The organism is Haloarcula terrestris (genome assembly GCF_031624315.1).
Classification (GTDB): Archaea; Halobacteriota; Halobacteria; order Halobacteriales; family Haloarculaceae; genus Haloarcula; species Haloarcula terrestris.
Map to the genome: position 1 here is coordinate 298,256 of NZ_JAMQOM010000004.1, position 23,274 is coordinate 321,529.

A 23,274-nucleotide genomic window follows, 5' to 3' on the forward strand; every position below is an offset into this window, starting at 1 on the left:
GAGGTATGATTGGCGTCGTCGGTGGCGGTATCGCCGGCCTCTCGGCAGCGTACCGGCTCCAGCAACGCGGTCACGAGGTCCGTGTCTTCGAGGCGAGCGAGGACCTCGGCGGCCTGGCAGCGACCTACGAGACGGCCGGGGACCCCATCGAGAAGTTCTATCACCACCTCTCGAAATCCGAGGAGACCATCGTCGAACTCGCCGAGGAACTGGGCCTCGGTGACGCCGTCGAGTGGCACATCGGGAAGAACGCCTACTACGTCGACGGCGTCGTCCACCCGATGGACAAGCCCTGGGAAATCCTCTCGTATCCGCATCTCTCGCTGTACGACACGTTCCGGCTGGGGATGCTCGTCCTCGATATCGACGTGCGCGGCGGTATTCCGTCGTTCGACACCTACGAGCGACTGGAGGACTTCGAGGACGTGCCCATCGAGGAGTTCGTCGTCGAACACACCACCAGGGGCGTCTACGAGAACTTCTTCGAGCCGCTGCTGGACGCGAAATTCGGCGACCGGAAAGACGACGTGAGCGCCGCGTGGCTGCTCGGCCGGGTCAAGTTCCGCGGCGAGCGGGACATCCTGAACGGCGAGATCCTGGGGTACTTCGACGGCGGCTTCGGCCGCTTGCTCGACGCGCTGGTCGAGGCCGTGGGCCGCGAGAACATCGAGACGGGCACGCGCGTGACTGACCTCGATACGAACGACGGGACCGTCTCGTCGCTGACGGCCACTGACGGAACCGAGACGACGGTCCACGAGGTCGATGGCGTCGTCGTCGCGACGATGCCCAACGTCCTGGAGGCGCTGACCGGCTACACCTGTGATATCGACTTCCAGGGAACGGTGTGTTCGGTCATCAGCATGGACGAATCACTGCTCGATACGTACTGGCTGAACATCGCCGACGACGCCCCTTTCGGCGCGCTCATCGAACACACGAACTTCGTCTCCGCCCAGCGGTACGGCGGCGAGCATCTGCTGTACGTCGCCCGCTACATTCAGGACGAATCCGAAGCCGTCTGGCAACAGAGCGACGACGAGGTCGCCGAGACGTGGCTGGACGGCATCGAATCGCTGTTCCCCGAGTTCGACCGTGACGCCGTGAACTGGATCCGCACGGGCCGCAACCCCCGGACGGCCCCAGTCTACGAGCGCGGCTATCTGGACATGGTCATCCCCTACGACCTGGGCGACGCCGTCGCGGACGGGCTCTACTACGCCGGCATGGCCTCGCGCGCCCAGTATCCGGAGCGGTCGCTCAACGGCGGGATCGTCGCGGGCTTCGAGTGCGCTGACCGGATCGCGCGCGACCCAGCAGCGGCGACAGCCGACGACTCGCCGCTCTCGGAAGCCCAGCGCTGAGCGCTGTGTTGCAGTAAAACCCGTTCGCTAGTGGAACGCCTAACCCCGGTGTGACGTCCCCGGCTCAGTCGCCGGCCGCGTTTTCCACGTCGTCCTCGTCGATGACCGGCGCGTCGGCCGGGCTCACGTCGTCCGGCTCCTCGCGGCCGCCGCCGACGATCATCTCGCCGTCCTCGGTTTCGACGTACACGTCGTCGGCGAACCCACCGACTGCGTGGGGGTGTTCCGGCTCGTCCAGTTTCTCCGGCGTCGACGGTGCGTCCGCGACGCCGTCGGCCGGGCGGAACGTCCCGAGCGGGTCGTCGATGGTGATGTCGTGGGCCTCGAAGAAGTCCGCGTACCGCTCGTAGTGGGCTTCGAGTTCGCCGGCCGGGAACTCCATCATCTCCGTCCAGCCGTGGTTGTAGAAGTCGAAGTTCGCCTGAATGTGGGTGATTTCTCGGGCTTCGGCTTCCGAGTAATCTGCCTGGAGCGCGGCCACGTAGGTGTCCATCGTGGCGTCGAAGAAGTCATCGAGGTGGTCGCGCCGTTCCTCCCGGTGGGCCTCGTCGGCCTTCCCGAGGAAGATCTTGGTGTGGAGTTTCACCAGCCCGTAGTTGGCCACCGACCGGACGCCAGGTGTCGTCAGCGCCTTCTTGCTCGCCCAGTGGCGCGGGTTCTGGTAGATTTTCATGTCACTCCCGGATATGGGTCCCAGCGCCTTCAAATCCCCGACTATCGGCGGTCTTCCGTCCGATTCAGCGGACTATCGCAAACGATACGCAGATAGCAATCCACATTAAGCCCGATTTCGTATCGGCCGTACATGAGCACGTCGCACGTGATAATCGGTGACGGCATTGCGGGTGCGTCCGCGGCCGAGACAATCCGGGAAGCGGACCCGGACGCGTCGGTCACGGTCCTGACCGACGAGGGGGAGGCACTGTACAACCGGATCCTGATCAAGGAGTTCGCCAAGGGGAAACTGCCGGAGGCCCCGATCTCTATCCACGAGCCGGAGTGGTACGAGGAGCGCGACATCGACCTCCAGCTGAACACCCACGTGACGGACATCGACCCTGACGGGCACGAAATCCACACCCACAAGGGTGACACCTACGAGTACGACAAGCTGCTGGTGGCCACGGGCGGGACGCCGGCACAGGTACCGGTCGAGAACAGCGACGCCGACGGCGTCCACCACTTCTGGACGTTCCAGGACGCGCGCGGCATCCGCGAGCACGCCGCCGAAGCCGACCAGGGTATCATCGTCGGAGCGGGCCTGCTCGGTATCGACCTCGCAGCGGTCTGTGCCGCCCAGGGCATCGACGCGAAATACCTGATGCGTGGCAACCGCTGGTGGCGCTACGCGCTCTCGGAGGAGGGTGCGGAGATCATCCACGAGGCACTCAAAGAAAACGGCGTCGAGCCGGTGTTCGAGTCCGGCGTCGACCACTTCGAAGTCGACGACGACGGCCACGTCACCGGTGCAGTCGATCCCGACGGCAACCACTACGACGGCGAATGGGCCGGCGTCGCTATCGGCCTCGATTTCAACACCGAGTTCCTCAACGGTGCGGGGCTCGAACTCGACGACGGCGTCGTCGTCGACGAGTACATGCAGACCAACGTCGAGGACATCTACGCAGCGGGCGACCTCACTCAGTTCTACGACACCATCCTCGACTCCCAGGCACAAAACGGCGCGTGGGGCTCGGCCAAGGAGCAGGGCTCGGTCGCCGGGACGAACATGGTCGAAGACGCCGAGGCAGAGGAGTTCCGCTGGGTCTCCTCGTACTCCATCACGCACTTCGACTTCCCGTTCCTCTCCTTCGGTCATCCGACCCGCGGCGACGACGAGGCAGAGCGGAAGTACTCCGACAGCGAGTGGCGACGCCTCGCCTTCGAGGACGGCCAGCTCGTCGGCGGCGTGCTGATCGGCGACCTCTCACAGCAGTCGGCGTTCAAACAGCTCATCCGCGAAGAGCGCAAGGTCGCGGACAAAAAAGAGCTCCTGCTGGAGAAGGAAGTGGACCTCGAAGAAGTGAAAGCCCAGACGCCCGCACCGGCCGAATAATCGTCGACACCGATCTTTTTACGCGCTGTGGCCGTAGCGAAGAGCATGCGCAACATCGCTTCCCGTGTGCTTGGCTGGATCACCGGGACTGATACGGACGAGCGGGAGGCTGACACTGACGGCTCGGACGACAGTGGTGTCTTCGCCGGGTCGGTGCTCGATTCGTCGGTCAACTACAGCCACGGCCAGCGCGATGCACAGGCGGCCAGCGAGATGGCGGAGATACAGGACGAGGCCAATCGCCTCGCCGAACAGGACCGGCACCGCGAGCGGTGACTGCCAGCGGGAGAACGACGCTCTTTTTTCGGCCTAAAGCGGAGAGTTGCGTATGGATGGCGGCAGCGGCGATATGACCCTCGCGTTCGACCTCGACGCCCTCAAGCAACTGGCCTATCCCGATAGCGTGTTCAACGACGCGCGCCAGTGGTCAGAGTACGTCGGCGTCATCTCCGAACAGCCCACCTACGTCGTGACGAACTTCACCCGGAAACACCGGATCCGGCAGGACTTCTTCTCCGGCCCACGCGGCCGCGAGGAGAGCCTCGAAAACGTCAAAGAGCAGTTCGACACTGACCGGCACGTCTTTGTCGGTTCAAACGACGATGACGCCGCCCTCGCCGAGACGGCGGGCTGGGAGTACCTGCCGGTCGAACAGGCCGCTGAGGCGGCCGACTGGGAACTGGGCGAACCCGAGGCTCCGGACGCACCGACCGAGGACGACGAGCGCGACGACTGGCCGTAGGGCGCGACCCCCCTGCTTGCGAACGGGTGACAACGTTTCGACTGGTTTTATATTCTCCCGGATAGCGACCGCACATATGGCCCTCCAAATCGGTGACGCCCTGCGTAGTGGTATCGACGATCTCCTCAGTGAAACCGGACTCCTGCTTACCGGTGTTTTCTTCCTGTATAACCTCGGAAACACTGTCGCAAATTCGTCGTTCTCCCGGGCGCTGTTCGACCAACTGATGGCCGGCGGCGGCCCCACTGGAGCGGGTGGTCCCGGTGGGGCGGGTACCCCGGGGTTCTCGATGTCGGATTTCGCTGGGCCGTTCGGTCTCGATGTGGCGCTTCCAATCGCCGTCGTGCTGGTCCTGCTGTTCCTGGTTATCGGTCAACTGGTCAAGTTCTGGGGGATCAGACTGTTCGCTGACCCACAGGAGATCATGGAAGCCGATACGTCCGAACGAGCCATCATGGCGGTCGTTCTCGGCGGCGGAGTTGCGATACTCACGTTCGCGTTTTCCATGAGTTCCACTGTGCTGAGCTTCAGTGGCCGTCAACTGATAGGGGGGCTGGCCGGAATCGTCGGCGGCCTCCTCTCACTGATTGTCGGCCTTGCGCTCGTGTATCTGCTGCAGGCGATTGCTCTGTACGACGGCGGCTACGTCGAGACGCTCAAACACGCCGTCGCGCGGTTCATGGACGCCCCGGCACAGATCATCGTCCTCCTGTTTCTCCTGTTCCTTCTCGGTATCATTCCGGGGATTCCTTCGACGGCTTCGGTCCTGTCGGTGTTCCTCCCCGGCTCGTTCGACCTGCCCTCCCAGTCCATCCTGCAGGTCACGTCGATGGTGCTGAACGCGCCGGTCCAGGCGTTCAGTCTCGCCGTGATTACGGACGCCTACATCCAGGTCAGGGCAACGGAGGAGCAGAGCGAACTCTGAGCACGAACTCTGCTTTCGCTCGCTGTCTCGACCGGTGCCGGTGACCGGTTCTCGCCTGCGAACGGAGACCGCGGCGTTTAACCCCGCGATACTCCTACGGACAGCAAATGGCTGAACCGCGCGTGCCCGGCGGGCGCGAGTCCGAACTCGAACTGCCCTGTGGCGAACGCGTCGACACGCATGACCTCCATCTGGGCATGCGAGAGTTCGCGTGTGACTGCGGGAAGACACACGCCGTCGTGCTGGACCCGCACCCGCTGGCACGCTTCGTCCCGGAGTTTCTCACCGAGGTGCTGCACGCGACTATCGAGACCAACGACGACTACGACGAGTTCACGACGGTCCATCTGATGGGCGTTGTCATGGAGGAGTTCCCCGAAAAGGTCGTCGCCGCCGACACCAGCGAGGACGGGTCGGTCGGCTTCTCGCTGGCGTGGGTGAGCGACTTCGACTCTCGCCGCCTCCACGAGATCGTCGTCGAACTGCTCGTGGAACTGATGGAACACGCCATCAGCCACGCCGAGGACGACGACGTGATGGCCGAGTTCGAGGAGCAGATGCTGCAGTTCGATGTCGACGCGTTCGTCGAGCAGTACCGCGAGGAGCGGAACTTCGACGGGCGGTCGGACACCGCAATCTGACGGCCTGCGACCCGAGTACTTTGTGGGTATAGCTCACACGGTGACGTATGGCTGGTCGCGCGGCAGTCCTGCTCGCGCTCGTACTCGTAGCTTTTGCCGGCTGTGGAGCCTTCGGTGGGACGGACCGCCAGACTGTGACGCCAGTTCCGGTCCCCGAGGAGTCCCAGGGCGACCGCCTCGACGCGGCAGTGGCTGCGGACACTGTCGACGCAAGGGAACTCGCGGCGGCACACCGGCGCGCGACGCGGAACCGCTCGTACGTGCTGGGGATCCGACTGTCACTCGAATGGGGCACGCAGATCGTCTCTGTCGTTGTCGAAGACAGGCACCGCTACGAATATCGAACCGAGATCGTCGACCAGAACTACACCAAGCGAGTGTATGCCAACGGGGACCGCCGCTACAGCTACGACGAGCGAACGCAGCGGGCCTGGACCGCGACGAGGCCGCCGGCCCCGGTCAGCAGGGTACTCGAACCGGATCCCGCTCGACTCATCGAAGCCTATCTCGCCACGAACGTCAGCGTCGAGCACCCGGGGAACGACTGCGACACCTGCGGCATGACGCTGATGGCCACGGACCCGCCGGCAGCGTTCGAACCAGCCGAAAATTTCAGCGCTCGGGCCGATGTCCGGCCGGACGGATTCGTCCAGTCGCTCACGGTCTCGTACTGGGACCCGTCCAGGGACGCCATGGTCAGATACGAAATTCGATACTCCGCAATCGGCGATACGGCCGTCTCCCGGCCGGTGTGGGTCAGCAAGCGCTGGTCGAACGCGACAGACAGCGACTCCGCGCTGTCTGACAGCACCGGCACGACGCCGTCCGTTGGTTTGCCGAAATCCACCGTCTGACTGCTGTCTGACGGTGTTATATGGTGGCTGCGGTGTTGTAACAGTGTATGGCTATGCGCGAGGGAGAGTTCGAGCGCATTCTGACGGTGCTCGAAGAAGCCGACGCCGACGGCACACTGACGGCCAGCGAGATCTGTGACCTGCTCGAAGAACACGACGCGGAGGTCGGGAGCGCCCACCGGGTAGCGACCGTCCTCGGCCGTCGTGCCCAGACCGGCGAGGTCGAGGTCATTCAGGGCCAGCCCTACCGCTATCGCGTGCCAGCCCGCAACAACTGACCGCTCAGAAGCAGCCACACCGGCCGGGTGACAGTTCGGAGACCAGCGGGTGAGACGCCCCACCGTGTGACGCCCTCGCATTACGATATTCGAAATTTGGCTTCGAGCTTCGCATCCTTTCGCCGGGCTTATTACGATGTGTAGACTCCGCTCGTACAATGACAGCGGACGAGGACCGGACAATCCTACTCATCGGCAGTGGCCCGATCAAGATCGGACAGGCGGCCGAGTTCGACTACTCCGGCGCACAGGCGTGCCGTGCCCTTCAGGAGGAGGGCGCTCGCGTCGTGCTCGTGAACTCGAACCCGGCGACGATTATGACCGACCCGGAGATGGCCGACAAGGTGTACCTCGAACCCATCAACACCGAAGCCATCTCGGAGATCATCCGGAAGGAGAACCCCGACGGCGTCATCGCCGGGCTTGGCGGCCAGACCGGCCTCAACGTCACGGCCGAACTCGCCGAGGAGGGCATTCTCGACGAGTACGACGTGGACGTGATGGGGACGCCACTGGACACCATCTACGCGACGGAGGACCGGGACCTGTTCAAACAGCGGATGGAGGACATCGGCGAGCCGGTGGCACGCTCGACGACCATCACGCTCGACGAGGGCGAGTCGGTCACTGATCTGGACGAGGAATCGCTCGTCGACCGGGTCGAGGCAGCCGTCGACGAGGTCGGTGGGCTGCCCGTCATCGCGCGCACGACGTACACCCTCGGAGGCTCCGGCTCCGGCGTCGTCGACGAGATGGACGAACTCATCGAGCGCGTCCGCAAGGGCCTGCGCCTCTCGCGCAACAACGAGGTGCTCATCACCGAGTCCATCGAGGGCTGGGTCGAACTCGAATACGAGGTGATGCGCGACGCCGACGACTCCTGTATCATAATCTGCAACATGGAGAACATCGACCCGATGGGCATCCACACCGGGGAGTCCACCGTCGTCACGCCCTCGCAGGTCATCCCTGACGAGGGCCACCAGGAGATGCGCGACTCCGCGCTGAAGGTCATCCGCGAACTCGGCATCGAGGGCGGCTGTAACATCCAGCACGCCTGGCGCGACGACGGCACGCCCGGCGGCGAGTACCGCGTGGTCGAAGTCAATCCGCGTGTCTCCCGCTCCTCGGCGCTGGCCTCGAAAGCGACCGGCTACCCCATCGCCCGCGTGACCGCGAAAGTGGCGATGGGCAAGCGCCTCCACGAGATCGACAACGAGATCACCGGCGAGACGACGGCGGCGTTCGAGCCGGCCATCGACTACGTCGTGACGAAGGTGCCGCGCTGGCCCATCGACAAGTTCCAGGACACCGAGTTCGAGCTCTCGACGGCGATGAAATCCACCGGCGAGGCGATGTCTATCGGCCGGACGTTCCCCGAAAGTCTGCTGAAGGCACTCCGGTCCTCGGAGTACAACCCGGCCGCTGATTTCAACGAAATCGACGATTCGGAACTCGAAACGGAGTACCTCGAAAAGCCGACGCCGGACCGCCCGTACGCGATGTTCGAGGCGTTCACGCGTGGCTACACTATCGAGGAAGTCGTCGACATAACTGACATCGAGGAGTGGTACGTCGAGCGGTTCAAGGAGGTCGCCGACGCCGCCCAGGCCGCCCGCGAGGGCGACTACGAGACCGCCGCACAGGCCGGCTTCACCGACCAGGAGATCACCGCGCTGGCCGGCGGCGAGTTCAACGACACGCACGTCTCCTGGCTCCCGGCTGACCTCGGCGACGACGGCGGCGACGAGGCGGAGGTTGAAGCGGCTACCGACGGTTCCGGTGTCACTGTCGACACCGTCGAGACCGAAACGACCGACCGCGACTTCAAGCTCGTCGACACCTGTGCCGGCGAGTTCGAGGCGACGACGCCGTACTACTACTCGACGCGGGATCCGGTGTCGGGCATCGACCGCAACGAGCTCCAGATCGATCCCGACCTCGAAAGCGTCGTGGTCGTCGGCGGCGGCCCCATCCGCATCGGGCAGGGCGTGGAGTTCGACTACTGTTCGGTCCACGCCGTCCGCGCGCTGGAGGAACTGGGCATCGACGCCCACGTCGTCAACAACAACCCCGAGACGGTGTCGACGGACTACGACACCAGCGACGGGCTGTTCTTCGAGCCGGTCACCGCCGAGGAGGTCGCCGATGTCATCGAGGCGACCAACGCCGACGGCGTGATGGTCCAGTTCGGCGGCCAGACCTCCGTCGACATCGGCCACCCGCTCGAACAGGAACTCGACCGCCGTGGGCTGGACTGTGAGATCATGGGCACGTCCGTCGACGCGATGGACCTCGCCGAGGACCGCGACCGGTTCAACAGGCTGATGGCCGACCTGGGTATCTCCCAGGCCGAAGGCGGTTCCGCGACCTCCGAGGAGGAGGCCCTGGAACTGGCCCACGACATCGGCTACCCCGTCCTCGTGCGCCCGAGCTACGTACTCGGTGGTCGCGCGATGGACGTGGTGTACAACGACGAGGACCTCGAAACGTACATCGAGGAAGCGGTCCGCGTGAGCCCGGACAAGCCGATCCTCGTCGACGAGTTCCTCGCGGACGCCGTCGAACTGGACGTTGACGCCGTGGCCGACGAGGACAACGTGCTCATCGGCGGCGTGATGGAACACGTCGAGACGGCCGGCGTCCACTCCGGGGACTCCGCCTGTATGATTCCGCCCCGCTCCCAGGAGATCAAGGACGTGATGCCCCGCATCCGCGAAGTCACCGAGGACATCGCCGACGCGCTGGACACGGTCGGCCTGCTGAACGTCCAGCTGGCGGTCCGTGACGGCGAGGTGTTCGTCCTCGAAGCGAACCCGCGCTCGTCCCGTACGGTTCCGTTCATCTCCAAGACCGCCGGCGTCCCCATCGCCAAGATTGCCGCGAAGGTGATGTCCGGGGCCTCGCTGGCTGACCTCGACGTACAGGAGCAGATTCCCGACCAGGTGTCGGTCAAGGAGGTCGTGTTGCCCTTCGACCGCCTCCCGGGTTCGGACCCGCGTCTCGGCCCCGAGATGAAATCCACCGGCGAGGTCATGGGTACCGCCGGCTCCTTCGGCAAGGCCTACCAGAAGGCCCAGATGGCCGTCGGCAAGCCGATCCCGCTTGAGGGGACGGCCATCGTCGACCTGCCGATCCTCGGCTTCGAGGAGCACTTCGACGTACAGGACTTCGACGACTACGACGACACCGACGCCATCATCGACGCCATCCGGAGTGGCGAGGTCGACCTCGTCCTCTCCCGCGACCGCGAGGTGCTGGAAGCCTGCGTCGAGGAGACCGTGACGTACTTCTCGACCCACGAGAGCGCTGAGGCGGCGCTTGAAGCCATCAACTCCGCCGACCAGCCACTCGCCGTCCAGGCCATCGACGAGCGGCCCAAGACCCAGCGCGACTGGGGCGCTGAGTAAGGCGACCGGTTGCTTTCAGAGCGGGTCGTTCACTGCGGGGCACCGATCCTGTCGCTCGAACAAACCGGCAATAATACTTATTGATCGGACACGCTCACACATGAGCAATGGCCGATGCCGTTCGCGTTCTGCACGTCGAGGACGATCCGGAGTTCGCGTCGCTGACGGCGGCGTTTCTGAGCCGTATCGACGACCGCTTCGACGTGATAACGGCACCGTCGGCGGATGAAGGGCTCACTCGGCTCGGCGAAGAGCCCGTCGACTGTGTCGTTTCGGACTTCGATATGCCCGGACAGAACGGGATCGAGTTTCTGGAGTCCGTCCGGACTATCGACGAAGACATCCCGTTTATCGTCTTTACCGGGAAAGGCTCCGAAGAAGTAGCGAGTGAGGCGATTTCGGCCGGTGTGACTGACTACCTCCAGAAGCAACAGGGGACCGACCAGTTCACGCTGCTGGCAAACCGAATCACGAACGCGGTCGAGCAGTACCGCTCCCGGCGGGCGCTTGAAGCGAGCCGGGAGCGGCTCTCGCTGTTTATCGATAAGTCACCACTGGGCGTCCTCGAGTGGGACGAGTCCTTCGAGATCGTCCAGGTCAACGAGACAGGTGAGGAGATCTTGCGGCGGTCGGAAGCGGACCTCGTCGGAAAACGGTTCGATACACTCGTCCCGGACTCGGAACGTCCGGCGGTCGAGGAGACGATTACGGCCCTGCAGGACGACAGCGGCGGCTACAACGCGGTACTCGACATCGAGACCGGCGACGGCGACCGGATCGTCTGTGAGTGGCACAACCGCCTCATCCGCGAAGCGGGTGAGACTGTCGCGATCTTCTCGCAGTTCCAGGAGATAACGGCGCGCCGGAAGCGACAGGAGCGTATCGAGGCGCTGCACGACACGACCCGGAAGCTGATGCACGCCGAGTCACGGGAGGGGGTTGCCGAACTGGTCGTCGATACTGTCCGTGATCTGCTCGCCCTCCCGCTGAGCGCCGTCTTTCTCTTCGACGAGTCGGCCAATTGCCTCAGGCCGGTCGCTGTGACCGACCGGGCACAGGCGGTCCTCGGTGAGCATCCGACCTTCCGAGAGGGCGACAGCCTCGCCTGGACGGTGTCCGAATCCGGCGAACCGCGCGTCTTCGACGACGTGTCGACCCATCCGGACCGGTACAACCCCGATACGGACATCAGGAGCGAGATTCTGATGCCACTCGGTGACTACGGCGTCCTGATCGCCGCCTCGACTGAAATCGCCGCGTTCGAGGACGCATCGGTCTCCCTGCTACGAACGCTGGCTGCCAACGCCGAGGAGGCGCTGTCCAGGCTTGATCGACAGCGCGAACTCAGAACGCTCACGGAGCGGCACGAACTCGCGCTTGCGAGCGCCGAACTCGGCGTCTGGGACTGGAACATCAGGACGGACGCGGTCACCTTCGACGAGCGCTGGGCCGACATGCTCGGCTACTCGCTCGCCGAACTCGATCCGTCGGTGGACACCTGGGACGAACTGATCCATCCCGAGGACCGCGAACGGACCTACGAGGCGCTGAACGCGCACCTCGACGGCGAGACGGAGATCTACGAATGCGACCACCGGCTCAAGACGGCTACCGGGGAGTACCGGTGGATCCGCGACATCGGCAAGGTGTTCGAACGCGACGAGAACGGCGATCCGGTTCGTGCAGTCGGGATCCATCGGGACGTGACCGATCAAAAGGAGCGGAAACAGGAACTCGAAGACACGAGCCGGAAACTCCAGGCGATTCTCGACACAGCGCCGACGTACATCCTGATGAAAGACATCGACAGCCGGTTTCTCTTTGCCAACAACGCGGCCCGCGACATGCTCGGGCTGGATGCCGACGAGTCTATCGTCGGGCTAACGGATTACGACCTCTTCCCCGACCAGATCGCGGAGCAGACCTATGCCGACGACCAGCAGGCCCTCGAAACGAAGGAAACTGTCGAAGTCGAGGAGGTGATTCCCGTCGACGGGACGGAGCGGACCCATCTGACGCGGAAGACGCCGATACTCGACGATGAGGGCGAGCCGTACGCCCTCTGTGTCGTCGCGACCGACATCACGGAGCAGAAACGGCGCGAGCGGGAACTGGCCCGACTCACCGACGAATACGAGGCGGTGTTCGAGAACACGAACGACGCCATCGCGCTCGTCGACGTTGTGGGGGCGACCGAGGACCCGACCTTCCGGTATGTCCGGACGAACCAGGCCTACGAACGGCGAACCGAACTCGCCACCGAATCGGTGGCCGGCCAGACCCCGACCGAGGCCGCCGGCCAGGACACTGGGAGTCGAATCGCTGCCCACTACGAGCGGTGTGTCGCCGCCAACAGCACTATTACGTTCGAGGAAACCGACGCGTTCCACACCACCGGCGTCTGGGAGACGCAGATAACGCCGATCTTCGCCGACGAGGAGATCACCCGCCTCGTCGTCATCTCCCGGGACATCTCCGACCGCATCGAGTACCGTAAGGAACTGGAGCGACAGAACGACCGGCTCGAAGAGTTCGCGAGCATCGTCAGTCACGACCTCCGGAACCCGATCAGCGTCCTCGAAGGCTCGCTCGCCCTGGCCAGAGAAACCGGCGACGACGAGCAGTTCGACCGCTGCTATCGCGCAATCGACCGCATGAAAGAGCTCATCGAGGACCTGCTGACCCTCGCCCGCGAGGGGGACACGGTCTCGGAGACGGAGCCGCTCGATCTCGAATCGACCGTGCAGTCCTGCTGGCACGCTGTCGAGACATCGGACGCGAGCCTCGAAATCACCGCTGAGAGCACGATCTATGCCGACGAGAGCCGCCTCCGCCAACTCCTCGAAAACCTCATCAACAACGCCGTGACACACGGCGGCCCGGCGGTCACTGTCGAAGTCGGTGATATCGGCGACTCGGGCTTTTACGTCGCCGACGACGGCCCCGGCATTCCGGCAGAGAAACGCGAGACAGTGTTCGAAAGCGGTTACACAACATCTGATGAGGGTACCGGCTTCGGCCTCGCTATCGTCAAGGAGATCGCGGCGGCACACGACTGGTCCGTGACCGTGACCGAGCGCGACGGCGGCGGCGCACGGTTTGAGTTCACCGGTATCAAACAGGCGTTCTGACGCGGTACCCACTCGCAACTGATTGTTCCGCTCTGACTTCCAACTTAGAACTATCTCCGCCTAAACCTCGGCTATCTGTAGGGTATCAACACCAACTGGTGACTATCTATCTTGTTCTGGGACAATAATGGCACGTTCGTAACACTCATTTCCGAGGCTGTGGCACTACCAGTATGCATCGCGTTGCAACCGCTGTCGCTCTTTCGGGAGCCCGATGATAGAGAACGTCGCCGAGCGGGCGGAGACGGTCGCGGAGATGGCTCCCAGTGACTCGGTTACGACGGCGGTCCTCGCTGGGCACGAGAGCCGGTTCTCGGCGTCACCGCCGCTGAACAACCCGCCGCTGACCTACCTCGACGGCGCGGAGGCACCGGCGTACGTTCTTACGAACGGGAAGCGTGGCATCGGTCGCGGGACGAAACGAAAGACCGACTCGCCGGTCGGGGACCGTCGGACAGTCATTCTCATCACTGGCCGCCGGACGCTCTGTCTCATCGGGAAAGACGAGAACGACGAAGTCATCGAGGTCCCACACGAGTCGGTTGCCGATGTCACCACCAAGACTGGGTTCCGTGCGCACCGACTCGCGCTCCGGACCCCACGGAAGATGTACCACTGCTGGGTCCACCGCAAGACCGACAAATCGGTCCTCAAGGCGGCCGCCGAGTTCATCGAGAACCATCAACAGGAGAGTCCGGACTCCATCGACGGCGACGACAACGCCAATCGGGTCATGTATCGCGGTCGACCCGTCGCGCCACAAGACACCACGACCGACAATACGGAGAGCGACCAGACGACATACTACCGCGGGCAGCCAATCGACGACGACAACGACTGAGGCACTCGATTCCCAGTCGCTCGCCTCGAACCGCGCTACTGCTCGCGGGTCACTCCGTTCCCCGCTCGCTTTTCGAGGTCGCTCCGCGACCTCGCTACTCACCCAACTCGCTCGTTCAGAATGAGCCTCACTCGGCAAATTCCGATTCACCGAGTTGGCTCGCGCGGCTTCGCCAAGCGCTACCCAACTCGCTCGTTCAGAATGAGCCTCGTCTTCGTCCCCACGACCTCTTCCAACTCTCGCGCCTGTGTGATGAGCCCGTTGACCGCATCGGTGTCCGCGGCGTCGACGACCACGACGATGTCCTCCTCGCCGGAGACCTGCCAGACGAAATCGACCTCCTGCCACTCGGCGATGCGGTCGGAAACCTCGCCCGTGTCGACGTTCACGTCGACGCTGACCTCGATCATCGCTTTCACGTTGCCGGTCCGCGTCGCGACGGTAAAGCGTTCGATGACGCCGTCATCGACCAGCCGCTCGACGCGGTTGCGCACGGTCCCCTCCGACGTGCCGACCCGGTCCGCGATCTCCGTGTACGGCGTTCGGGCGTCCCGGCGGAGTATCGAGAGTATCTCCCTGTCGAGGTCGTCCATCGAGATGTGACAGTATCACCGGTCGTGACTTGAGGATTACGAAATTCGAAACTCGTCTTCGAAAGCAACCCTTATGACCGACTGTAGTATACGCATCTCGTAATGGCTGACGCATACGTGGCAATCGAGGGCGACCGCGTCATCGAGGCGCGCGCTCGCGCTCCCGGGACGGCCCGCGGCGAACTGGTATTCACAACGGCATACACCGGCTACGAGGAGAGTCTCACCGACCCGTCCTACGAGGAGCAGGTCCTGACGTTCTCCTACCCGCTGATCGGGAACTACGGCGTCCGGGAGGAACGCTTCGAGTCGGACCGCGTCCACCCGCGCGCCGCCGTCGCTCGCGAGATGACCGACGACGTGGCCGAGTGGCTCGAATCCGAAGGCGTTCCCGCCGTCGACCACCTCGACACGCGTGATATCGTCACCGAGATCCGCGACGAGGGCGCGATGAAGTGCGGCATCGCCGCTGGCCCGGACGTAACCGAGCAGGACGCGCTCGATGAACTCCACGAGTGCAAGCACATGTCCGACCACACCGACATCGGCGCGCAGGTCTCCGTCGACGAGGTGGAGGTCTACAACGAGGGCGGCGACGGCGAGACGGTCGCGCTGGTCGACTGCGGCGCGAAGGGCTCCATCACCTCCTCGCTCGTCGAGCGCGACGCTGAGGTCCACGTGTTCCCCTACGACGCCAGCGAAGACGACGTGGCCGCGGTGGACCCCGACCTGCTGTTCATCTCGAACGGCCCCGGCGACCCCCAGAACTTCGAGCAGGCCGGCGAACTCGTCGAGACCTACGTCGGCGATGTGCCGCTTGCGGGCATCTGTCTCGGCCAGCAGGTCGTCGCCAACGCGCTCGGCGGCGAGACCGAGAAGATGGAGTTCGGCCACCGCGGTGTCAATCAGCCCGTGCGCGACCTGCGCTCGAACCAGGTCGTGATGACGACCCAGAACCACGGCTACACCGTCGCTGACCCCGGCGACAAGCTCGACGTGACCCAGGTCAACGTCAACGATGATACGCCGGAAGGTCTGGAGAACGACGACCTGAACATCATCACGCGCCAGTACCACCCCGAGGCTAATCCCGGCCCGCACGATTCGCTCGGCTTCTTCGATGATGTGTTGGGGATGGCAGGGGAGTAGGGAGACGCTGAACAGAGTGAAGCGTCTCCAAACGTCCGAGCGGGGAGGAACGACCCGCGAGGAATAGCGAGGCGCGCGAAGCGCGGCCCTCGAATATGCGAACGGCGACGGTAGGAGCCGTGAGCAGGGAGAGCCCGACCGTAGGGAGAGGTCCCGGACTTCCGAACGGCGACGGTAGGAGCCGTGAGGAGCAGGGAGACGCTGAACGGAGTGGGCGACCTCGCTTTATTGTGAACGGCCGGGCGAAGCCGCGGCCCCGATTCGTCCGGATGTGACACCCCTATTTCATATCCATTGAGCTACGACAGCCGGTATGCAGTTCCCGGCGGGCCTGGATATTGACATCGTCTCGACGTACGGACAGCTTGCGACGGACGGGGCGCAGTTTCTTGCCGTCGCGGCGCTTCTCTACACCATCGGCCGGCTGCTTGCCGTACCGCTGGTCCGATGGGGGCTATCGCGAACGGAGACTAACAAGACGGTCGCGAGCGCGCTGACCAGCGCCGTCCATCTGGTGTCGGTCATTCTCGCTGTCGTCATCGGGGCCAGCGTCGCGGGCTTCCGGGGCGCGCTCGCGGGGTCGACGCTGCTGGCAGCGGGCATCACGCTGGCTGTGGGGTTGGCCGCACAGGACGTGCTCGGGAACTTCGTCGCCGGCGCGTTCATCGTGACTGACCCGGACCTGAACGTCGGCGATACCATCGCTTGGAACGGCATGGAGGGGACAGTGGTCGACATCGACCTGCGTGTGACTCGGATTCAGACACCGGACAACGAGCGCATCATCGTCCCCAACACGACGCTGGCGACGAGCGCGGTGACGAACCAGACCTCAACCGGGCCTATCGGGATCTCCTACCAGTTCGGCATCAGCTACGAGGACGACATCGACACAGTCCGGGCCATCATCGAGAACGCCGCCCGCGACATCGACCACGTCATGGAGAAGCCGACGCCGACAGCCAGGGTTAGCGACCTCGCGTCGACGGCGGTCGTCCTGACAGGCCGAATCTGGATTCCCAACGAGCGACGGAACCGACTCGTCTCAGTCAGATCAGCGTTCATTCAGCAGGTCCAGGAGGGCTGCCATGCCGAGGGTATCGACCTCAGCGATACGAGTCAGCACGATATTTCTGGCGAGATCGGTGTCCACGACGGTGTCGGGACGGCGGACGAGCGGACCGAATAGTTCCCAGTCGGTACGCGGTGCAGACAACCAGTTTTGCGTGACCGCGTCTCCTTCGAGAGGCACAGAGCCGGCGTCCGTATGTTTATAACTGCCCATAAGCTGGTACGTATATGGACGAGAAGCGCTTCGTCGTCGCCCTCTTCGGTCTCGCAGTCGCGGTGGTGGTCGGTGTGCTTGCGTATCAGTTCATCGCGGCGCTCACTGTGTCGGTGTTCCTCTATTACTCGACGCGGCGGTACTACAGCTCGCTGCGTCGCTTGCGCCTCCCCGCGCGGATTCGCGCGGTCGTCGTCATGGCCTCACTGGCGCTCCCGCTGTTGTTGCTCGTCAGCTACGCGGCCGTCCTCCTCATCGTCGAAGCCCGGCAGTTCGTCACGCAGTACGCGCTCATCGACGTGGCCGCGACCCACGTCAGTTGGCTCGACGGGGCGGATTCGGTTCCGGACCTCACCGTCGAGGGGCTGTACGAGGCCTATCAGTCGGGCCAGCTCTCGCCGTTCGTCACCTTCCTCAGCGAGAACGCCATGGTCCTGACGGCGGTCGTCTCCGAGTTCGTCCTCAATCTGTTCATCACGACAATCGTCACGTACTACCTCCTCGTGGACGGTCGACGCATCCGCGAGTGGCTGCTCCGGTTCGATGATGACGCCATCATCCGGGAGTATCTCGAAGCCGTCGACGAGGAACTGGAGGCGGTGCTGTTCGGGAACCTTCTGAACGTGCTGGCGATCTCGCTCATCGCTATCGCCGCGTTCACCGGCTACAACGCGCTCGTCCCGGCGGCCGTCGAGGTCCCGTATCCGACGCTCGCCGGCGCGCTGACCGGTATCGCCAGCCTGATTCCCGTCGTGGGGATGAAAGTAGTGTACCTCCCGCTGACCGGCATCGCCGCCCTCCCGGTGGTGCTCGACGGCCAATCCTCGCTGCTCGTGTACGTGCTTGGGTTCCTCCTCGTTGCGGTGGTCGTCGTCGACACTGTTCCCGACCTCCTGCTCCGGCCGCTGCTCAGCGGCGAAAACACCCACGTCGGACTCCTGATGCTCGCGTACACGCTCGGCCCCGTCGTGCTCGGGTTCTATGGCCTCTTTTTCGCGCCGATACTGCTCGTCATCGGACTGACCTTTGCGAACACGGCGCTGCCGCGGTTGCTCGGTGCCGGCGAACCGGACGGGTTGTCGCCCGACCAGATGCGGCTCAACGACTTCCGATAGCATACCCACTCCAGCCCACCGTCTCCTTACTCCGCCGCGTCGTCCGTTAGCCCGTCCAGCAGGTGTATCGCGCCGTGTTTGTCCAGCGGATCGTTGGCGTTCCCGCAGTGGGGTGACTGCACACAGGCCGGACAGCCGTCGGCGCAGTCACACGAGGTCAGCATCGAGAGCGTGGTGTCCATCAGCGGTCCGATGTCGTGGTAGCCCGCCCGCGTCAGGCCGATACCGCCGGGGTAGCCGTCGTAGATGAAGATCGTCGGCTCGCCGGTGTGGGGATGGCGCGGCGTCGACAGGCCGCCGATGTCGCCGCGGTCACAGAGGTACTCGAAGGGGAACATCGAAATCATGGCGTGCTCGGCGGCGTGGATGGCCCCCGGGAAGTCGCCGGGGTCGCTACCGCCGTCGGTTGCCGCGTCGCCGGGTTGACTCCCATCACCGCTCCCGGGATCGCTTTCGGCTCCGTAGGCTCCTTGCCGGATCTCGCTTTCCAGGTCCGACGGCACGGTGTGGTACAGCGCCTTCGTCTCTAAGGTCGTCTCGGGCAGATCGAGTGAGCGTTGGCCGAGCACCTCTCCAGAGGAACCGTCACGGCGCTCGTAGCCGGTGATCTGTTTTCGCATCGTCACGGACGCAAACCGGACCGGCACGTCCTCGCGGGTCGGCAGCCGCCGCTCCGCCAAATCGGCCTCGACAGTAATCGTTTTGTCGTGGAGGACGCGGGTGAAGTAGTCCGCCCACGTCCGGTCGAGTTCGGCGACGCCCGTGTCGAGGTCGAGGGCTGTCACCTCGTAGCGCCGGCCCTGGTGGTGATAGATGGCTCCGGGGTGGGCGTCCCGCAGCGCGTCCTCGACGGAAAGCTTCGCTATCACGTCGCCTTTCGCCACGAGTTTTACCTCGCCGTCGTCGACGGTCCGCAGATTCATGTCGTGGTGGGGGCTCCCATTGCCGAGCCAGCGCATCCCCTGGTCGGTCTGGCGGCGGTCGAGCTTTCCGGCCGATTCGAGATCCGCGACGACATCGGGGAACGTCTCGCCGAAGTGGCGGTCGTCGCCGGGAGAGAGCCAGTTCTCGCAGGCGGCCGCGTGGACGTGGGCTGGCAGCAATTGCTCGTTTTCGGGGTTTGTCACGGCCTGTTCGGCCCCCGTCTCGAACAGCGCGTCGGGGTTGCGCAGGACGTACTGGTCCAGTTGGTCCTCGCCGCCGACCAGCGCGACCAGCGCGGGATCCGTGCCCCGACCGGCCCGCCCGGCCTGCTGGAAGGCCCGCATCCGCGTCCCGGGGTAGCCGTCCAGCAACACGGCGTCTAAGCCGCCCACGTCGACGCCCAGTTCGAGCGCGCTGGTCGACCAGACGCCACGGAGGTCGCCGGACTGCAGCCCCTGCTCCAGTTCGCGCCGGCGGTCGTCGGTCAGCGCGGCCTGGTACGCGCCGACGCTGTCGGCGAGGTCGTGTTCGCCGCGGCTCCGCAGTTCGTCCGCGCTGTCGCTGGCATACCGTTCGGCCGTCTGGCGCGACCCGGCGAAGACGACCGTCTGGAGACCGCGTTCGACGAGGTCCACGAACAGCTGTTTCGTCTCGACGTGGTTCGATTTCCGGCGGCCGCTCCCCCAGCCGCCGCCCTCGTACTCCGGGGGATTCCACAGCAGCCAGTGGCGCGGCCCGCTGGCGCTGGCGTCCTCGTCGACCAGTGCGAACGACGACTCTTGCTGGCCGGTGACGGCCGCCGCGTGCTCGACCGGATTCCCGATGGTCGCCGAGCAACAGACCCACTCCGGACCGCCCGCCGTAGCGCTGGCGCTCCCGCCGCCATCGCTCTCGCTGGCCTCGCTTCCGGCGTCGAACCGCTCGGCGACCCGCTGGAGGCGGCGCATCACCAGCGAAACCTGACTGCCGAACACGCCGCGGTAGCCGTGGATCTCGTCGATGACGACGGTTTCGAGGCGCTGAAAGAACCAGTCCCACAGGCGGTGGGCGTGGGGTAGAATCCCGTAGTGGAGCATGTCCGGCGTCGTCAGCAACACGGTGGGCTGGCGCTCCCGGATGGCTTCCTTCTCGGATTTCGATTGTCGGCCGGTGTACTGGGCGACGGAGACGCCGGAGGCGAAACCAAGCCCCTGGGCCAGTTCCGACAGTGTCTCGGTCTGGTCGTTGATGAGCGCGACCTGGGGCGCGATATACAGCGTCGTCGCCCGGCGGTCAAGCGCCCGCTCGAAGGCGGGGACGGTGTAGGCGAGGCTCTTGCCGCTGGCCGTCTCGGTCGCGAGGACGACGTTGTCACCGCCACGGACTGCCTCGATAGCGTCCACCTGGTGTGCGTAGAGGTCCGTGATGCCACGGTCTTCGAGAACACTGGCGAGCCGGTCCGGCACCTCGCAGTCCGCGGTCCGCGCATCTCGACCGGGGATCGTCCGCTGGTCGACGATCTGTCCCTCGTAGTAGGGGCGGTCCCGGAGCCACGCAATCGTGTCGTCCACGGGCGGGATACGTGGACGAGAAGTATCGGTGTTGCTGTTTTCGCTCGGAGTGTACTCAGTCGGTGGGTGACTGCGTGGGCGCGGGCGTCCCGCCCCGCTCCGCTGTGGGCGACAGGGACGCAACCGCCGCCGGGAGCGTGTCCAGCGGAACGGCGTCGTGGCGACCGGTCGAATCGGTTCTGTCGCCGGCCGCGGCGTTGAGTAGGGCACTGGCCGCATCGATAACCGCACTGTTGCCGGCACCGGTCTCGCCCGCTCTCACGACGGCATCGGCGGCAGCGGCAAGATCAATGGCGCGCTCGCGGGCCGCGTCGTCGATCCCGGCGAACGCCGGGACCGTGACCGCCTCACAGTCGAGGTCCGCCGCCCGCTCGGCAGCCGCGTCGCCGGCGGGAACGACGCCGACGGTGACCTGACAGCCGGCCCCGACGAGTGTCGAGACGGCGGCAGCCGCCGGCCTGCCGGTCCCGACGACGTGGACGCGACGGTCGACTGTCTCCTGTTGGGCCAGCGGCGTCACCAGCGGCGCGTCGGTGCCTGGCTGGGTCGTCACAAGCGTCTCCGCGTCGAAGGCGTCACGGAGCGTGTCGCTTGTGAGCACGTCGACCGGGCGACCTGCCGCACGAACCCCGCCGCCGGCGAGCAACACCAGTTCGTCGCAGTACCGGGCGGCCAGATTCAGGTCGTGTATCGCGGCGACGGCCGTCTTCCCGTCGTCGACGAGCGTCCGGACCAGTTCGAGCGTCCGGACGGCGTGGTTGATGTCGAGGTTCGCTGTCGGTTCGTCGAGCAGGAGCACCGGTGTCTCCTGTGCCAGCGCCCGGGCCAGCAGGACGCGCTGGCGCTCGCCGCCGGAAAGCGACGTGAACGGACGGTCGGCGAACTGGGCGACGCTCGCACGCTCCATCGCCCGCTCGACGGCACGGCGGTCGGTCTCGTCCATCCGGTCGAACCGGCCCAGATGGGGCGTCCGTCCCATCTCGACGGTCTGCTTGACGCTGAAATCGAACGACAGGGCAGTTCCCTGTGGCGTGCTTGCGACGAGACGACTCACCGCTTTTGCGGATTTGTCTCGGATCGGGTCGCCGTCGACACAGACCGTGCCGGCGTCCGGGTCCAGCGTCCCCTTCACCGCTCGCAAGACGGTCGTCTTGCCCGCGCCGTTGGGGCCGACGAGGCCGACGAGAGTCCCCCGCTCGACGCTGCAATCGACGCCCGAGACCACCGACTGGTCGCCGAAAGACACCGCGAGGTCCGATATGTCGAGCATCGGTCCGGCGCGGTTCTGTCCCGAGTCCACACCGTCGGACCCGCTCGGATCGCTCACAGTTCGTGCACCTCCCGCTTCCGGAGCAGATACAGGAAGAACGGCGCGCCGAGGACGGCGGTGACGATGCCGACCGGGACCTCGGCGCTACCCGAGCGCGCCAGCGTGTCCGTCGCCACGAGGAAGGATGCGCCGGCAAGCGCTGCCGTCGGGAGCAGTATCCGGTGGTCCGGGCCGACGAGCAGCCGCATCACGTGGGGGACGATGAGGCCGACGAAACCGACGATGCCGGCGACGGCGACGCCGGCCGCCGTGATGACTGCCGACAGCGCAAGCAGGACCCGTTTGGTCCGCTCGACTTCGATACCGAGGCTCTGTGCGTCCTCTTCGCCCAGCAGCATGACGTTCAGGTCGCGGGCGTAGGCGAGCAACACGACAAACGGAACGGCAACGAGCACGACGCTGCTGGTCACTTCGGGCCAGGAAGCGCCCTTGAGATGGCCCATGAGCCAGAACAGCGCCCGGCGGATGCTCTCGCCGCTGTGGAGCAACAGGAAAGAGACGACCGCCCCGAGAAAGGTCTGTATCGCCACGCCGGCCAGTAACAGCGTCGCCACCGGCGTCCGGCCGTTCCGCGTCGCGATGAGATAGACGCCGAAGGCCGCGACCAGCGCCCCCGCAAAGGCCGCACCGCGGAGGCCGAGCCCGAACGGGATTACGACCGGCGCGACGATGAACCCGACCGCACCGACCGCCGCGCCCGAGGAGACTCCGATGATGGAGGGGTCGGCCATCGGGTTCCGGAAGATACCCTGCATGATCGTCCCCGCAGCGGCGAGTGAGAAGCCGACGACCGCGCCGAGCAGGATGCGTGGCAGTCGGACCTGCATCACGATCTGCGTCTGGAGGTCGCTCACGGCGTAGGAAAACACGTGTGTCGTGCTCACGTCGAAAGCGGCCCCGGAAAGGGTGACGCCCGTCGGGACGACGATTGCATTGAGCAGCACTTTCCCGACGATGTCGGGCGGGATCCACACTGGGCCGATGCCGGCGCTCGTCGTCACCACGGCACAGAGGACGGCGACGAGGCCCGTCGACCACCCGACAGTCCGACCCGCGAATCGCATGTGTGAAAGCCCACTTGCAGTA

At 65.0% G+C, this 23,274-nt stretch carries 19 protein-coding genes; 14 read left to right on the forward strand and 5 right to left on the reverse strand.

Annotation, left to right across the window (positions count from 1 at the left end; all coding sequences use genetic code 11):
• The first annotated feature begins 5 nt into the window (after window positions 1–5).
• A complete protein-coding gene (locus NDI54_RS11740) occupies window positions 6–1,364 on the forward strand; it encodes an NAD(P)/FAD-dependent oxidoreductase (protein ID WP_310896629.1) in 1,359 nt (452 codons plus the stop codon).
• A gap of 64 nt (window positions 1,365–1,428) precedes the next feature.
• Here NDI54_RS11740 and NDI54_RS11745 read toward each other — a convergent pair whose 3' ends face one another.
• Entirely contained in the window at window positions 1,429–2,037 is a 609-nt protein-coding gene (locus tag NDI54_RS11745; protein WP_310896630.1) for a DUF6149 family protein, read from the reverse strand.
• 132 nt (window positions 2,038–2,169) lie between these two features.
• Here NDI54_RS11745 and NDI54_RS11750 point away from each other — a divergent pair, with 132 nt between their 5' ends.
• The 10 genes from NDI54_RS11750 to NDI54_RS11795 all read left to right on the forward strand — a co-directional run bounded on the left by NDI54_RS11750 (window position 2,170) and on the right by NDI54_RS11795 (window position 14,242).
• Complete coding sequence (locus NDI54_RS11750) at window positions 2,170–3,420, forward strand: NAD(P)/FAD-dependent oxidoreductase (RefSeq protein WP_310896631.1); 1,251 nt, start codon at window positions 2,170–2,172, stop codon at window positions 3,418–3,420.
• A gap of 45 nt (window positions 3,421–3,465) precedes the next feature.
• Window positions 3,466–3,696, forward strand: coding sequence for a hypothetical protein (locus NDI54_RS11755; RefSeq protein WP_310896632.1), 231 nt, complete (start codon window positions 3,466–3,468; stop codon window positions 3,694–3,696).
• 52 nt (window positions 3,697–3,748) lie between these two features.
• Window positions 3,749–4,162, forward strand: a complete 414-nt coding sequence (locus NDI54_RS11760) for a DUF7124 domain-containing protein (RefSeq protein ID WP_310896633.1) — start codon at window positions 3,749–3,751, stop codon at window positions 4,160–4,162.
• A gap of 76 nt (window positions 4,163–4,238) precedes the next feature.
• Complete coding sequence (locus tag NDI54_RS11765; RefSeq protein WP_310896634.1) at window positions 4,239–5,087, forward strand: hypothetical protein; 849 nt, start codon at window positions 4,239–4,241, stop codon at window positions 5,085–5,087.
• 107 nt (window positions 5,088–5,194) lie between these two features.
• Entirely contained in the window at window positions 5,195–5,728 is a 534-nt protein-coding gene (locus NDI54_RS11770) for a DUF5815 family protein (protein WP_310896635.1), read from the forward strand.
• 47 nt (window positions 5,729–5,775) lie between these two features.
• Window positions 5,776–6,582 carry a hypothetical protein gene (locus NDI54_RS11775; RefSeq protein WP_310896636.1) on the forward strand — a complete coding sequence of 269 codons (807 nt, stop codon included), beginning with the start codon at window positions 5,776–5,778 and terminating at the stop codon, window positions 6,580–6,582.
• Between the two features lie 47 nt (window positions 6,583–6,629).
• A complete protein-coding gene (locus tag NDI54_RS11780; RefSeq protein WP_310896637.1) occupies window positions 6,630–6,860 on the forward strand; it encodes a hypothetical protein in 231 nt (76 codons plus the stop codon).
• A gap of 158 nt (window positions 6,861–7,018) precedes the next feature.
• A complete protein-coding gene (gene carB, locus NDI54_RS11785) occupies window positions 7,019–10,270 on the forward strand; it encodes a carbamoyl-phosphate synthase large subunit (protein ID WP_310896638.1) in 3,252 nt (1,083 codons plus the stop codon).
• A gap of 107 nt (window positions 10,271–10,377) precedes the next feature.
• Window positions 10,378–13,401, forward strand: coding sequence for a PAS domain S-box protein (locus NDI54_RS11790; RefSeq protein ID WP_310896639.1), 3,024 nt, complete (start codon window positions 10,378–10,380; stop codon window positions 13,399–13,401).
• A 214-nt stretch (window positions 13,402–13,615) separates the two neighbouring features.
• The gene (locus NDI54_RS11795; RefSeq protein WP_310896640.1) at window positions 13,616–14,242 is read left to right on the forward strand and encodes a hypothetical protein; all 627 of its coding nucleotides are present in this window, start codon (window positions 13,616–13,618) and stop codon (window positions 14,240–14,242) included.
• 179 nt (window positions 14,243–14,421) lie between these two features.
• Here NDI54_RS11795 and NDI54_RS11800 read toward each other — a convergent pair whose 3' ends face one another.
• A complete protein-coding gene (locus NDI54_RS11800) occupies window positions 14,422–14,835 on the reverse strand; it encodes an Lrp/AsnC family transcriptional regulator (protein WP_310896641.1) in 414 nt (137 codons plus the stop codon).
• A gap of 102 nt (window positions 14,836–14,937) precedes the next feature.
• Here NDI54_RS11800 and carA point away from each other — a divergent pair, with 102 nt between their 5' ends.
• The 3 genes from carA to NDI54_RS11815 all read left to right on the forward strand — a co-directional run bounded on the left by carA (window position 14,938) and on the right by NDI54_RS11815 (window position 18,384).
• On the forward strand, window positions 14,938–15,984 hold the full coding sequence (gene carA, locus NDI54_RS11805; protein ID WP_310896642.1) for a glutamine-hydrolyzing carbamoyl-phosphate synthase small subunit: 1,047 nt from the start codon (window positions 14,938–14,940) through the stop codon (window positions 15,982–15,984).
• Between the two features lie 313 nt (window positions 15,985–16,297).
• Entirely contained in the window at window positions 16,298–17,173 is an 876-nt protein-coding gene (locus NDI54_RS11810) for a mechanosensitive ion channel family protein (protein WP_310896643.1), read from the forward strand.
• Window positions 17,174–17,283: 110 nt separating this feature from the next.
• Window positions 17,284–18,384, forward strand: a complete 1,101-nt coding sequence (locus tag NDI54_RS11815) for an AI-2E family transporter (protein ID WP_310896644.1) — start codon at window positions 17,284–17,286, stop codon at window positions 18,382–18,384.
• A 26-nt stretch (window positions 18,385–18,410) separates the two neighbouring features.
• On the opposite strand, the gene NDI54_RS11820 is transcribed toward NDI54_RS11815, so the two are convergent.
• Genes NDI54_RS11820 through btuC form a run of 3 tightly spaced genes read right to left on the reverse strand, consistent with a single transcriptional unit; the run spans window position 18,411 to window position 23,252 of the window.
• On the reverse strand, window positions 18,411–20,858 hold the full coding sequence (locus tag NDI54_RS11820; RefSeq protein ID WP_310896645.1) for a DEAD/DEAH box helicase: 2,448 nt from the start codon (window positions 20,856–20,858) through the stop codon (window positions 18,411–18,413).
• A gap of 55 nt (window positions 20,859–20,913) precedes the next feature.
• Window positions 20,914–22,128, reverse strand: coding sequence for an ATP-binding cassette domain-containing protein (locus tag NDI54_RS11825; protein WP_310896877.1), 1,215 nt, complete (start codon window positions 22,126–22,128; stop codon window positions 20,914–20,916).
• Window positions 22,129–22,181: 53 nt separating this feature from the next.
• The gene (gene btuC, locus NDI54_RS11830; RefSeq protein WP_310896646.1) at window positions 22,182–23,252 is read right to left on the reverse strand and encodes a vitamin B12 ABC transporter permease BtuC; all 1,071 of its coding nucleotides are present in this window, start codon (window positions 23,250–23,252) and stop codon (window positions 22,182–22,184) included.
• Window positions 23,253–23,274 lie beyond the last annotated feature (22 nt).